The organism is Streptomyces sp. MB09-01, assembly GCF_033794505.1.
Taxonomy (GTDB): Bacteria; Actinomycetota; Actinomycetes; order Streptomycetales; family Streptomycetaceae; genus Streptomyces.
Genome location: NZ_JARAYQ010000078.1, coordinates 1 through 12,956, shown reverse-complemented (window position 1 = coordinate 12,956; position 12,956 = coordinate 1). Strand labels below are relative to the sequence as shown.

General features: G+C 72.1%; 15 protein-coding genes. 5 read left to right on the top strand and 10 right to left on the bottom strand.

The genetic code is table 11. The features are described 5' to 3' along the window. Window positions 1-165: 165 nt before the first annotated feature. Window positions 166-1,893, top strand: a complete 1,728-nt coding sequence (lysS, locus tag PV721_RS18330; RefSeq protein ID WP_319725506.1) for a lysine--tRNA ligase — start codon at window positions 166-168, stop codon at window positions 1,891-1,893. An 84-nt stretch (window positions 1,894-1,977) separates the two neighbouring features. Here the strand turns inward: lysS and PV721_RS18325 are convergent, their stop codons facing one another. From PV721_RS18325 to PV721_RS18315, 3 genes are all read right to left on the bottom strand, one after another. Next, complete coding sequence (locus PV721_RS18325; RefSeq protein WP_319725505.1) at window positions 1,978-3,381, bottom strand: DUF2637 domain-containing protein; 1,404 nt, start codon at window positions 3,379-3,381, stop codon at window positions 1,978-1,980. 153 nt (window positions 3,382-3,534) lie between these two features. After that, on the bottom strand, window positions 3,535-4,305 hold the full coding sequence (locus PV721_RS18320; protein WP_319725503.1) for a DUF3558 family protein: 771 nt from the start codon (window positions 4,303-4,305) through the stop codon (window positions 3,535-3,537). A gap of 114 nt (window positions 4,306-4,419) precedes the next feature. After that, on the bottom strand, window positions 4,420-5,277 hold the full coding sequence (locus PV721_RS18315) for a DUF3558 domain-containing protein (protein WP_319725501.1): 858 nt from the start codon (window positions 5,275-5,277) through the stop codon (window positions 4,420-4,422). A 190-nt stretch (window positions 5,278-5,467) separates the two neighbouring features. On the opposite strand from PV721_RS18315, the gene PV721_RS18310 reads away from it, so the two are divergent. Then, window positions 5,468-6,661 (top strand): RtcB family protein, encoded by a 1,194-nt coding sequence (locus PV721_RS18310; RefSeq protein WP_319725499.1) that lies wholly within the window; start codon window positions 5,468-5,470, stop codon window positions 6,659-6,661. Between the two features lie 77 nt (window positions 6,662-6,738). On the opposite strand, the gene PV721_RS18305 is transcribed toward PV721_RS18310, so the two are convergent. Next, window positions 6,739-6,990 carry a hypothetical protein gene (locus tag PV721_RS18305; RefSeq protein WP_319725498.1) on the bottom strand — a complete coding sequence of 84 codons (252 nt, stop codon included), beginning with the start codon at window positions 6,988-6,990 and terminating at the stop codon, window positions 6,739-6,741. 131 nt (window positions 6,991-7,121) lie between these two features. Here PV721_RS18305 and PV721_RS18300 point away from each other — a divergent pair, with 131 nt between their 5' ends. Next, window positions 7,122-7,361, top strand: a complete 240-nt coding sequence (locus tag PV721_RS18300; protein WP_319725495.1) for a hypothetical protein — start codon at window positions 7,122-7,124, stop codon at window positions 7,359-7,361. Here the strand turns inward: PV721_RS18300 and PV721_RS18295 are convergent. Both PV721_RS18295 and PV721_RS18290 read right to left on the bottom strand, forming a co-directional pair. Beyond that, entirely contained in the window at window positions 7,358-8,125 is a 768-nt protein-coding gene (locus PV721_RS18295; protein ID WP_319725493.1) for an SDR family oxidoreductase, read from the bottom strand. The genes PV721_RS18300 and PV721_RS18295 overlap by 4 nt on opposite strands. Before the next feature lie 83 nt (window positions 8,126-8,208). After that, window positions 8,209-8,544 carry a YnfA family protein gene (locus tag PV721_RS18290; protein ID WP_319725492.1) on the bottom strand — a complete coding sequence of 112 codons (336 nt, stop codon included), beginning with the start codon at window positions 8,542-8,544 and terminating at the stop codon, window positions 8,209-8,211. 119 nt (window positions 8,545-8,663) lie between these two features. Between PV721_RS18290 and PV721_RS18285 the strand changes: the two genes are divergently transcribed. Further along, window positions 8,664-9,158 (top strand): hypothetical protein, encoded by a 495-nt coding sequence (locus PV721_RS18285; RefSeq protein ID WP_319725490.1) that lies wholly within the window; start codon window positions 8,664-8,666, stop codon window positions 9,156-9,158. A 106-nt stretch (window positions 9,159-9,264) separates the two neighbouring features. Here the strand turns inward: PV721_RS18285 and PV721_RS18280 are convergent, their stop codons facing one another. Then, window positions 9,265-9,990, bottom strand: coding sequence for a Mut7-C RNAse domain-containing protein (locus PV721_RS18280; protein ID WP_319725489.1), 726 nt, complete (start codon window positions 9,988-9,990; stop codon window positions 9,265-9,267). Between the two features lie 50 nt (window positions 9,991-10,040). Continuing rightward, complete coding sequence (locus PV721_RS18275) at window positions 10,041-10,460, bottom strand: helix-turn-helix domain-containing protein (RefSeq protein WP_319725488.1); 420 nt, start codon at window positions 10,458-10,460, stop codon at window positions 10,041-10,043. 174 nt (window positions 10,461-10,634) lie between these two features. Between PV721_RS18275 and PV721_RS18270 the strand changes: the two genes are divergently transcribed. Continuing rightward, the gene (locus tag PV721_RS18270; protein WP_319725561.1) at window positions 10,635-11,531 is read left to right on the top strand and encodes an NADP-dependent oxidoreductase; all 897 of its coding nucleotides are present in this window, start codon (window positions 10,635-10,637) and stop codon (window positions 11,529-11,531) included. Here PV721_RS18270 and PV721_RS18265 read toward each other — a convergent pair. Continuing rightward, a complete protein-coding gene (locus tag PV721_RS18265; RefSeq protein WP_319725486.1) occupies window positions 11,515-12,087 on the bottom strand; it encodes a GNAT family N-acetyltransferase in 573 nt (190 codons plus the stop codon). The genes PV721_RS18270 and PV721_RS18265 overlap by 17 nt on opposite strands. Before the next feature lie 63 nt (window positions 12,088-12,150). After that, window positions 12,151-12,956: NADase-type glycan-binding domain-containing protein (locus tag PV721_RS18260; protein WP_319725484.1), on the bottom strand; the 806-nt coding region annotated here is incomplete at its 5' end.

Sequence of the window (12,956 nt, the reverse complement as noted above, 5' to 3'; positions counted from 1 at the left end):
CTGCCGTTCCTGTGAGGTTGTGCCGTGGGTGCACTTGGTTGTTCCGACAAGAGCTGAGTATCCCACGCGGGGGCAACCCGTTTCCCATGGGAAAAACAACCCCGGAGCGGCCCGTTCCGTCTGGGAGAATGGCTGAAGCCAGCATTCGAGATAGAAGGACGTGTCGTGGCTCAGAGCAGCACCGAGACCGACTGGGTCTCCCGTTTCGCGGACGAGGTCATCGCCGAGGCGGAGCGCCGAGCACCCGGCAAACCTGTCGTCGTCGCGTCCGGACTCTCCCCCTCCGGCCCGATCCACCTGGGCAACCTCCGCGAGGTCATGACCCCCCACCTGGTCGCGGACGAGATCCGCCGCCGGGGCATCGAGGTCCGCCACCTCATCTCCTGGGACGACTACGACCGGTACCGGAAGGTGCCCGCCGGCGTGCCCGGCATCGACGAGTCGTGGGCCCAGCACATCGGGCGCCCGCTGACCGCCGTGCCCGCCCCGGCCAGCTCCGCGTACCCGAACTGGGCCGAGCACTTCAAGGCCGTCTTCGTCGAGGCACTGGCCGAGATGGGCGTCGAGTACGACCCCATCAGCCAGACCGAGCAGTACACCACCGGGGTCTACCGCGAGCAGGTCCTGTTCGCGATGAAGCACCGCGGCGACATCGACGCGGTCCTCGACCAGTACCGCACCAAGCAGAAGCCGGGCGGCAAGAAGCCCCAGCAGAAGCAGGTCGACGAGGCCGAGCTCGAGGCCGCCGAGGGCTCCGGAGCCGCCGCCGAGGACGACGGCAGCACCGGCGAGGGCGGGTACTTCCCGTACAAGCCGTACTGCGGCGAGTGCGGCAAGGACTTCACCAAGGTCACCTCGTACGACGACGAGACCACCGAGATGACCTACGTCTGCACCGAGGACGAGTTCACCGAGACGGTCAAGCTCAGCGAGTTCAACCGCGGCAAGCTCGTCTGGAAGGTCGACTGGCCCATGCGCTGGGCCTACGAGGGCGTGATCTTCGAGCCCTCCGGCGTCGACCACTCCTCGCCCGGCTCGTCCTTCCAGGTCGGCGGCCAGATCGTGCACATCTTCGGCGGCGAGCAGCCGATCGGACCGATGTACGCGTTCGTCGGCATCAGCGGCATGGCGAAGATGTCCTCCAGCAAGGGCGGGGTCCCCACCCCGGCCGACGCGCTGAAGATCATGGAGCCGCAGCTGCTGCGCTGGCTGTACGCGCGCCGCCGTCCCAACCAGTCCTTCAAGATCGCCTTCGACCAGGAGATCCAGCGGCTCTACGACGAGTGGGACAAGCTGGAGGCCAAGGTCGCCGACGGCTCCGTCCTGCCCGCCGACGCCGCCGCGCACACCCGCGCCGTGCGCACCGCCGCCGCCGAGCTGCCGCGCACCCCGCGGCCGATGCCGTACCGGACGCTCGCGTCCGTCGCCGACATCACCGCCGGGCACGACGAGCAGACCCTGCGCATCCTCAGCGACCTGGAGCCGGACAAGCCGCTCACCTCGCTCGACGAGGTACGGCCGCGCCTGGACCGCGCCGAGAACTGGATCACCACCCAGGTCCCGGCCGACCAGCGCACCCTCGTACGCGAGGAGCCCGACACCGAGCTGCTGTCGTCCCTGGACGACGAGGGTCGCGAATCGCTGCGGCTGCTCCTCGAGGGCCTCGACTCCCACTGGTCCCTCGACGGACTGACCACCCTCGTGTACGGCGTCCCGAAGGTCATGGCCGGGCTGGAGCCCGACGCCAAGCCGACACCCGAGCTCAAGGTCGCCCAGCGGACGTTCTTCGCGCTGCTGTACCGGCTCCTCGTGACCCGGGAGACCGGGCCGCGACTGCCCACCCTGCTGCTGGCGGTGGGCGCGGACCGGGTGCGCAAGCTCCTCGCCGTCTGAGCCCCGCCCCCGCAGGCAAGCGGAAGGGCCCGCACCCCTCGGGGTGCGGGCCCTTCCGCATGGTCAGGCGATGCGCTCGACCGCTCAGGCGATGTGCTCGGCCTCGCGGTCCTTGTTGTAGCGCAGCTTGAACGCCGGGATCATCCGGCGCAGCAGGGAACCGCTGCGCGGATGGGTCACGCCGTACCCGTCCGAGAGGTGTATGTCGAGGGCCTCGGCCGACGGGTAGTCCTGCTTCTCGTCGGAGAGGGCGCAGAACACCTTGTACGCGACCTCGGCGAACTCGGCCTCGTCGGGCGTCTCCGGGCCTTCCTCCGGGGCCTGGCCGACCTGGGCGACCGGGCCGATCTGGCCGACCTGGCCGACCTGGCCGATCTGGGCGTCCTGGAGGCCCTGGAGGCCCTCCTCCTGGCGGGGCGCCGGGATCGGAAGGTCCTGCTGCACCGGCTGCTGCTCCTCCGGCCCCATCGGGGGAAGGACCGGAGTCGGCTCCAGCCCCTCGACGTACTGCGGGTTGTAGCCGCCCTCGTACGCCGCCTGCGGGGCCTTCGGCGCGGCGAACCACGCACTGTTGTGGGCCGCCGGCATCGCCGTCGGGTCCACCGCGAACGGCGGCGGGCCGGGCGTCACGGCCGACGAGGCCGCCACCGCACCCGCGCCCTGCGCCTCGGCGGCCGCCCGGGCCTGCTCCGCCTGCTGGGCGAGCCCCGGCGCACCCGCCGCACCCGCCGCGCCCACCCCGGCCACCAGGGCCGGCGCCCCCGCCGCACCCTGCTGATCCAGCGGGGGCAGCACCGCCGGCTCGATGCCCGTCACCGCCAGCGCCTCCGGCGCCGTCTCCTTGAGCGGCACGCCGATCCGGGCCAGCTTCAGCGGCATCAGCGCCTCCACCGGAGCCTTCCGCCGCCAGGAACGCCCGTACCGCGCCTGCAGGCGCGCCTGGTAGATCAGCCGGTCCTGCTCCATGCCCACCGCCTGCTCGTAGGAGCGCAGCTCCCACAGCTTCATCCGGCGCCACAGCTTGAACGTGGGTATCGGCGACAGCAGCCACCGCGTGATCCGCACGCCCTCCATGTGCCGGTCCGCGGTGATGTCCGCGATCCGGCCCACCGCGTGCCGGGCCGCCTCCACCGTCACCACGAACAGGATCGGGATCACGGCGTGCATGCCGACACCCAGCGGGTCCGGCCAGGAAGCCGCACCGTTGAAGGCGATCGTCGCCGCCGTCAGCAGCCACGCCGTCTGGCGCAGCAGCGGGAAGGGGATGCGGAGCCAGGTCAGGAGCAGGTCCAGCGCGAGCAGCACGCAGATGCCCGCGTCGATACCGATCGGGAACACCAGCGAGAAGCTGCCGAAGCCCTTCTGCTCGGCGAGGGTGCGCACCGCGGCGTACGAGCCCGCGAAGCCGATCCCCGCGATGACCACGGCTCCCGCGACCACGACGCCGATGAGTATCCGGTGCGTACGAGTCAGCTGCATCGCGGCCACCCGCGATCCCCTCCCCTTGTCGAGCACAAACCGAGCGCTGAGTACTTACCGAGCCTTTACCGAGCTGCGGCAGGCACAGCGTACGGGTGACTGGATGTCAGTGCCCCAGGAGGCCCCGCCCCGCCGCCACCGCCACTACTGCTGGGGCTGCGGCTACTGCTGGGGCTGCGGCGACTGCGACTGCGGCTGCTCCGCCTGCTGCTTGTTGGCGGCGTCGACCGAGGCCACGGCCTCCTTGGCCGCCGCGATGGCGTCCTGGAGCAGCTTGGCCTGGTCCGGAGCACCGGCACCCTCGTACGCGGCACCGTTGTAGTCGAGCGTGACCACTACGTTCTGGGTGCGCGCCACGACCGTCGTGTTGAAGAAGTCGACGTCCTTCTTGACGCTGTAGACGACCGACGTCCCCTGGTCGCCGATCCCCTCCGTGGCCTCGGGCTTCAGGTTCTGCGCGCCCTCGGTCGCCTTCGCCTTCTCGACCTGCTTGTTGTACTCCTCCTCGGCACGCTTGTTGGCGCTGCCGAGCGAGGCGTGCGAGTCGGCGCGGAAGAAGGAGAGCGACAGCCAGCGGTACTGCGAGCCCTTCAGACCGTCCGAGTCCAGGCCGTTCCAGGAGCAGCTGGCACGGCTGGCCAGGTCGTTCGACTTGGCCGCCGTACCGTTCTTGTCCTTCGCCTCCGGAACGACCGTGTCTATCGTCGCCGTCTGGAGCGCCTTGCAGGGGTCGGGAAGCGTGGCGTACGCCGCCTTCTCCAGCTCGGGGGTGGACTTCGCGTTGGGCTTGGCCGACGAGGAGGAAGTGGACTTCTTGCCGCCGTTCGAGCCCGAGTCCTTGCCCGAGTCGGACGAGCACCCGGCGACGGTGAGGATCACCGGGACGGCTGCGCAGGCGAGAACGCGGGTGAGGCGCGAGGCTGATCGGTGCATGGTTCCTTCAGTGCGTGTGAGGGTCATCTTCGGACGCGGGACCCGGGCAACGGTAGCCCGAGCGGGTGCCCGCCTGCTGTGCGCGGCGTCACGCCCGGCCGCGGCGGGCGTTGTTCACTCGGCCAAACGCTCCACCAGAGCCTGCGCCAACTGCTGTGCCCTGTCCTGGGTTTCGGCACTCGGCGGGACCGTGCCGGGCAGGGACGGCTGCACGCTGTACTCGACCTTGACGATGACATTCGAGGTGCGGAACACGATCCGCACGGTGCGCGCCTGCGCGGCGGTGGCCCCGGCGGGGCTCAGCTTGTCCTCGATGAAGGCCTGGCTGCCGAGGCCGTCCAGGACGCGGGAACCGAGCTCCACCGGCGCGGACGGGCTCCCGCCGGGGGACGGCGCTCCGGCGGAGGGCGTGGCCGTGCCCGTGGCGGCGACCGCGGGCGTGGGGGCGGCGGGAGCTGCGGGAGCCGAGGGGGTCGGGCTCGTGGCCGGCCCGGGGAAGGGAAGTTTCGCGTCGGTGAGCAGGCGTACGTACACCTGCTTCGCCTTGTCGTCGTCGCTGGAGGTGGCCCGGTCGTACGAGACCACGCGCTCGAAGCCGACCGACAGCAGCCGCGTCTCCTCCGGCGTCTGCGCGGTCCAGCGGCAGCCGACGTGCCGGTCGCCGTCGTACGAGGCGTCCGCGACGCCGGAGTACAGCTGGTCGCGCTGCTCGGGGGTGAGGCTGTCGCCGGCCGGGAGCATGGCCTTGAGCTTCTTGCTGTCGACTCCGGCCTTGCAGGGCGCGGGCAGACTGCGGTACTTCCCCGGCTGGGCGGGCGCGGCGGGGTTGCCGCCGGCCTTCGAGTCGCTGGTGCCGCCGCCGCTGCTCCCGCCGGTGCACCCGGTCAGACCGAGGGCGCCGGCCGCGAGTGCGGTGAGCACCGCGATGCCTGGCAGGATCCGCGACCCTCGCCGTACCGCCTTGCGCTGCACGTCCACTGGCTCCCTTCGACCGGCGGGCCCCCGACGGTCAGGAAAATGCGTTGCCGCTACTTGGTCACGGCTGGACACAATGTCTATCGCACACGCTGGTGCCGGCGCCGGTCCCCTGTCGTATTTGGGATCAAGAGCGAGGCTTTTGCGCATTCTGACTTTTCTGTGGTTCTCGGGGGATTGATTCCGTATGTCGTATGTAGAGGTGCCCGGGGCGAACGTTCCCATCCGGATGTGGACCGACCCGGCATCGGTCGAGGGCGGCGCGATGCAGCAGTTGCGCAACGTCGCCACCCTCCCCTGGATCAAGGGCCTGGCCGTCATGCCGGACGTCCACTACGGCAAGGGCGCCACGGTCGGCTCGGTGATCGCCATGAAGGACGCGGTCTGTCCGGCGGCGGTGGGCGTGGACATCGGCTGCGGCATGTCGGCGGTGAAGACGTCCCTGACGGCGAACGACCTGCCGGGGGACCTGTCCAAGCTCCGGTCGAAGATCGAGCAGGCGATCCCGGTGGGGAACGCGATGCATCGAGAGGCCGTGGATCCGGCGCGGCTGTACGGCTTCACGGAAGCGGGCTTCGGGGACCTGTGGGAGCGCTTCGACTACGTCGCGGATGCGGTGAAGTTCCGGCGGGACCGGGCGATGCGGCAAATGGGAAGCCTCGGCCAGGGAAATCACCATATCGAGCTGAATCTCGATGGTGAGGGAGCGGTGTGGCTGACTCTGCACTCGGGATCACGGGGCATCGGCAACCAGCTGGCCGAGCATCACATCGGTATCGCGCGGGGTCTCTCGCACAACCAGGGGCTGATTGACCGGGATCTCGCTGTGTTCCTTGCGGCAACTCCGGAGATGGCTGCGTACCGGCACGACCTCTACTGGGCGCAGGAGTACGCCAAGTACAACCGCGCCGTGATGATGAGCCTGTTCAAGGAGGTCCTGCGCAGGGAATTCCGGAAGGCGAAGGTCTCCTTCGACCAGGAGATCAGCTGCCACCACAACTACGTGGCGGAGGAGCGGTACGACGGCATGGACCTGCTGGTCACGCGTAAGGGTGCGATCCGCGCCGGGAGGGGTGACTACGGGATCATCCCCGGCTCGATGGCGACCGGCACGTACATCGTGAAGGGCCTCGGCAACACGGCCGCCTTCAACTCCGCCTCGCACGGCGCGGGCCGGAGGATGAGCCGTACGGCGGCGAAGAAGCGGTTCTCCGCGCGGGACCTGGTGGAGCAGACCCGTGGTGTCGAGTGCCGCAAGGACTCCGGCGTCGTGGACGAGATTCCGGCGGCGTACAAGCCGATCGAGCAGGTCATGGAGCAGCAGCGCGACCTGGTGGAGGTCGTGGCCAAGCTGAGGCAGGTCGTCTGCATCAAGGGCTGACGCCTGGGTGCGGCTGTCGGGGGAGTGGAGGAGCCCGGACCGATCGTGATCGGTCCGGGCTCCCCCGCGTCTATTCCTCAGACCCTGCCGGTGCGCAGGCGCCAGAGGCGCATGGCGCAACTCTGTTCGGTCCGGTCGAGGGCGGTTCCGGCTGCCGCGGGGCCGTTCAACCGCAGAAGGGTCTCGTCGTCCTTCGGGGTCCAGCGGCGGCGGGGCGGGGCGATCCGCATGTCCGCCGGCCGGACCCAGCTGCGGATTTCGACGGCCTTGGCCTTCTTGCGCTCCAGGCCCAGGCAGCCGTCGTAGTACAGGTGCGCGGCCAGCTCCATCGCCGCTTCCTTGGTGGCGAAGTGGCACAGGTAGGCGCGGCCGGGAAGGACGCCGAGGTGTGCGGGGCCGGGGAGCGGATCGAGGCCGGCTTCGGGGGGCGCCGAAGCTGCTGCGGCCGCCCTACGGGGCCGTGAACGACGAGGTGCGGCTCGCGGCCAAGGCGTGCGGGGTGAAGGCGCTCGTCACGTGGACGCACGACTTCACCACCTGGGGCGAGACGCCGCCCACGCCGCGGCTGAAGGCCGGGGACATCGTGCTGCTGCACTTCACGCTGGCGGCGGACCTGGAGCGGGCGCTGGGCGCGGCCAGGGCCGCGGGGCTGAAGCCCGCGGCCCTGATGCCGCACCTGAAGGCGGCGGGACTCCTCTAGAGCTCGCGGTGGACCTTCGTGTTCGAGGCCTGGGCGCGGGGGCGGACCACGAGGAGGTCGATGTTGACGTGGCTGGGGCGGGTCACCGCCCAGGTGATGGTGTCGGCCACGTCGTCGGCGGAGAGGGGTTCCGCGACGCCCGCGTAGACCTTTTCCGCCTTCTCGGCGTCGCCGCGGAAGCGGGTCTTCGCGAACTCCTCCGTCTTGACCATGCCGGGGGCGATCTCGATGACGCGCACGGGCTGGCCGACGATCTCCAGGCGGAGGGTCTCGGCGAGGACGCGGGCGCCGTTCTTGGCCGCGACGTAGCCGGCGCCGCCCTCGTACGTGGAGTGGCCGGCGGTGGAGGAGAGGACCACGACCGTGCCGTCGCCGGAGGCGGTGAGGGCGGGGAGCAGGGCCTGGGTGACGTTGAGGGTGCCGATGACGTTGACCTCGTACATCGTGCGCCAGTCGGCGGGGTCGCCGGTGGCGACGGGCTCGGCTCCGATGGCGCCGCCCGCGTTGTTGACGAGCACGTCGCAGCGGTCGAGGGAGGCGGCGAGGGCGTCGACGGCGGCGCGGTCGGTGACGTCGAGGGCGTGGGCGGCCGCGGAGTGGCCGGCGTCGGTGAGCTCGGCGGCGAGGGCCTCGATGCGGTCCTTGCGGCGGGCCGTGAGGACGACGTGGTAGCCGGCGGCGGCGAGCTGTCGGGCGGTGGCCGCGCCGATGCCGCTGCTCGCGCCGGTGACTACGGCGGTTCGGGTGGCCGGTGCCGTGCTCATCTACGGGGCTCCTCGGTCGTGCGTAGGTCGTTCATACGGGCGATTACCCGCCAGCATAGGCGCGGGTCCGGCAGGCCGGCGGGTCAGCGCCCGCGGGGGGCGTACATGATCACGGCCATGCCGGTGAGGCAGACGAGGGCCCCGATGACGTCCCAGCGGTCGGGGCGGTAGCCGTCGGCGAGGACGCCCCAGAGGAGGGATCCGGCGACGAAGACTCCGCCGTAGGCGGCGAGGACGCGGGCGAAGTCGCCCTGGGGCTGGAGGGTGGCGACGAAGCCGTAGAGGCCGAGGGCGATCACCCCGGCGCCGATCCAGGCCCAGCCCTTGTGCTCGCGGACGCCCTGCCAGACGAGCCAGGCGCCGCCGATCTCCAGGAGCGCGGCGAGGGTGAAGAGTGCGGCGGAGCGTGCGATGAGCATGGCTGGAAGCGTACGAGGACGGCTGCGGGCAGATGGGGGTACGGCCCGCCCTCATTCGTGTGATGGTCCGATCGGCCGTGGCTTCGGGTGGCTAGCCTCCGCGCGAGGAGGTGGTGGCGGTGCGCCGTGGTGCCGTACGGAGTGTGGTGGTGGCGGGGTTGCTGGCGCTGGGTGCGGGTGCGGGTGCGCCGCCCGGGTGGGCCTCGGCGGGTGCTCCGGCTTCGGCCGGGCCGGAGGCCGACGTGGCGTACCACGGCCGGGTCCACCTTTCGGAGGCGCACCTGCGGATCTGGCTGGTCCCGGAGAACGACGGGCCGGCCGCGCTGGCGAACGCGACGCTGCGGGTGCGGCTGTCGGCCGAGCTCGCGGACCGGCAGGAGCTGGCGGAGGGCTGCGCGCGGGCCGGTGCGCGCGAGGTGGTGTGCGAGACGGGCCCGCTGCCGCTGCACGGGCGGGGCCGGCACATCGGGCTGGCGCTGGCGCTGCGGGAGCGGGTGCCGGAGGTGGTGGTGCGGGTGGACACGTGGTGGGACGGCGGTGCGACGGACCGGAACCACGGGAACGACGAGCACGTGGTGCTGGCGCTGGACACGGGTGACGCGTACGCCTTCTAGTGGCCGCGCCGCGCGCCTGCCGTGCTCGCGCCCGTAACCGTGCTCGCGCCCGTAACCGTGCTCGCGCCCGTAACCGTGTTCGCGCCCGTGTCCGTGCCCGGCCCGGTCAGGTGCCGAATTCGACGAGGGCCTCGTCGACGATCCGCTCCAGGCGGGCATGGTGGGCGCCGCGCCAGTAGACGCGCTCGCATTCGGTGCACTGCGCGAACACGTCGTAGGAGCGGTGCGTGCCGTGTTCGAGGCGGTCGCCGACGCTCTCCTTGTCGGCCTCGTGGAGCGGGCCGTTGCACGCGGTGCAGCGGGTCCACGGTGCGAGGACGGGTGCGAACCGGCCGAGGACGTCGCGCAGTTGCTCGTCGGGGTTGTCGCTGTAGACGTACGCGCCGGCGAACAGTTCGCGGCGGCGCAGCAGTCCGCGGTCGCGGGAGAGCAGGACGCGCTGCTCGGCGGCGGAGCGGGTGGCGAGGGCGGGGTCGCCGATGTCCTCGTTCTCGTAGGCGGCGTCGACGCCGAGCAGGCGCAGGCGGCGGGCCAGGGTGCCGAGGTGGACGTCGAGGAGGAAGCGGAGCGGGGCTCCGGGGATCCGCTGGGGTCGGTCGACGCCGAACACCTCTACGTTCTGGCCGTCTTGGGGGACGTACGAGACGGGCACCTCGTGGCCGTCGACGAGGAGGCGGCCGACTTCGGTGAGCGGGACGCCGGCCGATTCGACGACGTGGCCGAGGCTGGAGGCGCCGTCGGTCGCGGTCGGTACGCGTTCGGCGCGCCGACTGGGCGGGGCGAAGAGGCGCAGTTCGGGGGCGAGGGTGAGCTGAATACCGGGTCCGTTCACCCTGCCAGCATGCCATTTCCGGGGCGTCGGCCGCCGCCCCTTTACCGAGGTCAGGCGGATGAGGCGATGGCCTGGTCGTACGTGTCGCGGTGGGCGCTGACCTCGTCGAAGTGGTTCTCGGCCCAGAGCTTCACGGAGGTGAGGAGGCAGCTGAGGCTGTTGCCGAGTTCGGTGAGCCGGTAGTCGACGCGGACGGGGACGGTGGGGGTGACGGTGCGGCTGACGAGGCCGTCGCGTTCGAGGGAGCGGAGGGTCTGGGTGAGCATCTTCTGGCTGACGCCGGGGATCTTGCGGCCGAGGTCGCTGTAGCGCAGGGACCGGTCGTCGGCCTGGGCGAGGGCGCTGACGATGAGGCCGACCCACTTGTCGCTGATGCGGGCCAGGAGCTGGCCGGTGGGGCATTCCTTGAGGAAGGCGTCGTAGCCGGCGCGGGCTTCCGTACGGCGGGCTGCGGCGGTGCTGGTGGCCATGCGGTCCCCCACGTCGTGTCACTTCGGGTGCTGGGTGCTTCAGGGTTACTTCGGGGTCGGGTACGCACTTTGAAGTGCGCACTTACGGAAAGAGAGTACCTCTCCCTAGGTTAGTGGTCAGCGGGAACACGGCAACGGACAAGGGGAGTTGGCGACATGGGCGACGAGCGGACGATGCTGGCGGTCGTGGTGAACGAGTTCGGCGGGCCGGAGCGGGTCGAGCTGGCCGAGGTGCCGGTGCCGCGGCCGGCGGCGGGCCAGGTGCGGATCCGGGTGCGGGCCGCGGGGGTCAACCCGGTGGACGGCGCGGTCCGCGCCGGCGTCTTCGGCGACGCCGGGCAGCGGCTCGGTCTCGGCTGGGACGTGGCCGGGGAGATCGACGAGGTGGGCGCGGACGTGACCGGCCACCGCCGTGGCGACCGGGTCGTGGGGCTGCACTACGGGTCGGTGAAGCCGCTGGGCACGCACGCGGAGTACGCGGTGCTCGACGCCACCGCCGTGGTGGCCGCGCCGGCCACGGTGGACGCCGTGACCGCGGCGGGGCTGCCGCTGGCCGGGCTCACCGCGGCCCGCGCGGTGGACCTGCTGGGGCTCGCCCCCGGCGCCTCGGTGCTCGTCACCGGCGCGGCAGGCGTGGTCGGCGGGCTGGCGGTGCAGCTCGCGGCGCGGGCCGGCCTGGTGGTGACGGCCCTGGCGGGCGCGGGGGACGAGGACTTCGTACGGTCCCTGGGCGCGGCCGCCTTCGTCCCGCGCGGCGGGGCTCCGGCCGGGCCGGTGGACGGGGTCCTGGACACGGCCGTCCTGGGGGATCCCGCGCTGGGCTTCGTCCGCGACGGCGGGGTCTACGTCGGTGTGATCCCGGGCGCGGCTCCGGCGGCGGAGCGGGGGATCCGCGTGGAGGAGCAGGAGGTCGCACCGGACGGGGAGCACCTGGCGCGTCTGGTGTCCCTGGTGGACGCGGGCGAGCTCACGCTCCGGGTGGCGGACGCCTTCCCCCTCGCCGACGCGCAGAAGGCGCACGACCGCCTCGCGGCCCCGGGAGTCCGCGGCCGCATCATCCTGACGGTGTGATCCCGGCCGGCGAGGCGGTCCCGCCGGACGCTGTGGTCCCGGGCCGAGGCGCCACCCGGTAGCGCCAGTCGCGGCTCGGGTGGGGCACGCCGGGCGGGTACTCGAAGTCGACCTCTCCCAGGCACTCGAACCCCGCCCGCCGGCAGACGGCGTTGGACGCCGGGTGGTCCGTCCCCGGGAAGGCGTGGACGCTGTCGCGGGTGCCGTGGGCGCGGACGTAGGCCAGGAGCTCGGCGAGCGCCGCCACCGCCAGCCCCCTGCCCTGGAACTCGGGCAGCACGCCCCAGCCGGCCTCGTAGACCGGCTCGCCCCGCCACTCGCGCTCCCAGAAGCCGATGCTGCCGACGGTCTCGCCGGAGGGCTCCAGTACGACGCGGAACATCCGTCCGGCGGCCGGCTCCCGCGCGCTCAGCGCCTCGTAGCGCCGCTGCCGTTCGGCGAGCTTCTCCGGCGTCTCCGGCCCGCCGAGATGCCCGGTCATCGCGGGTTCGTTCGCGCGCTCCAGCAGCCAGAAGTCCCCGTCGCCCCACGGCTCCAGCCGCGCACGTGTCTCCATGGGATCCACGGTATGCGGCCGGGGCGTGGGGCGGTCCGGATTCGTGCTGGCCCGCCGGGTCCGTCAGCTCCGCTGGAAGAACTCCACCTCGGCCAGGGCGAGATGGCGGTCCGGCGCCGAACCGGCGGGTGCGTCGAGGGTCAGTCGGATCGTCGTGACGTCGCTGATGCCGGTGGGGAACGTCTGGGGGCCGGGCTTGTCGCTCAGGGCGAGCTTCTTGTGGACCTTCCGGCCGTCCCGCGCCGTCACCTCCATGTCGATCTGGAGCGCCCGTGCCTGCTTCGCGTAGTCCTCGGGCGATGGCGAGGCGCCGTTGGTGATGATCACGTCGACCAGGCGGAACGGCTTGGCGAAGGTGTACGTCACCGAGGCGCCGGGGCCGGGCGCGCCCCAGTAGCGGTTGCTGAGCCCGTCCGTGCTGTCGCCCACCGGATGCCCGGGCACCTCGGCGCTCGCCTCGACGCGGGTGGCGGTCACGGCCTTGGCCTTGCCGAGCTTGTCGCGGGTGTCCTCGATCAGGTGCCGTCCGGCCGGCAGCAGCAGGAAGCCGCCCGCGCACAGGGCCAGGAGGACGGCCAGGACCACCAGGAAGCGCACCATACGGCCCGAGCCGGCGCGCGTGCGGCGGCGGAACGGCCAGATCGTCCGCCACCACGGCAGGGGAGCCGGCGCGGTGGTGGGCGTCAGCGGAGCCGCGCAGCGGCGGCAGAAGCGGCGGTCGGGCGGGTTGGGCGTGCCGCAGGCGGGGCACGGCACGCCGGCCACGTCGTCGTTCACCGCGACGGGACGTACGACGGGGCGCGGCGCGACGGCCTTCGCGGGGCGGACGGGCTGGGGGGAGTCCGGTGCGGGTGCCTGCGGCGCTACGG